Raw genomic sequence first — 568 nt, forward strand, 5'->3', positions numbered from 1 at the left:
AAAAAATGTGAGATAATCTTCTAAAATAAGTTTTAAAGTTTTTAAAGTTAACTTGAAAAACTTTAATAGGAGATTTTAAATGGATGTACAAAAAACAACACAGGATTATAGAATGAATAAATGGATTAAGACTATACGTGAATGCATGGATAGTGGAGAAAATGTATCTCCCTGGTGCAGGAATAATGGAATTAAAACAAACAGTTATTACTACTGGTTAAGAAAAATACGTGCTGCTGCCTGTAAAGCACTGCCTTCAATAAACCATCAGGGACAAATAGTTCCAATGGATATGCCCAAAATATCTAATGCTATTTCTACAAATACAGCTTATGTTCCTTCAGGAACATCCCAAGCTGATGTTATTGTCCATTTAGGCTCTGCAGTACTTGAAATTCACAACAGTGCCTCAGAAAGTTTAATTCAAAATATTATAAAGGTGCTCAGAAATGTTGGGTGATATTTCAAAAGCAGAGAAGGTATATATTGCAACTGGATATACAGATATGAGAAAATCCATTGATGGACTTGCTGCAATTGTACAGCAGAATTTTGAGCTGAATCCATT

The 568-nt window shown here is 32.9% G+C and carries 2 protein-coding genes; both read left to right on the plus strand.

Annotation, left to right across the window (positions count from 1 at the left end):
• The first annotated feature begins 79 nt into the window (after window positions 1–79).
• Window positions 80–460: an IS66 family insertion sequence element accessory protein TnpA gene (tnpA, locus tag CLCOS_RS00015; protein ID WP_063602069.1), complete on the plus strand. Its 381-nt coding sequence runs from the start codon at window positions 80–82 to the stop codon at window positions 458–460.
• Window positions 450–568: IS66 family insertion sequence element accessory protein TnpB (tnpB, locus tag CLCOS_RS23125; RefSeq protein ID WP_082976972.1), on the plus strand; the 119-nt coding region annotated here is incomplete at its 3' end. The genes tnpA and tnpB, both read left to right, overlap by 11 nt.

This window comes from Clostridium coskatii, assembly GCF_001675205.1.
GTDB lineage: Bacteria > Bacillota > Clostridia > Clostridiales > Clostridiaceae > Clostridium_B > Clostridium_B ljungdahlii.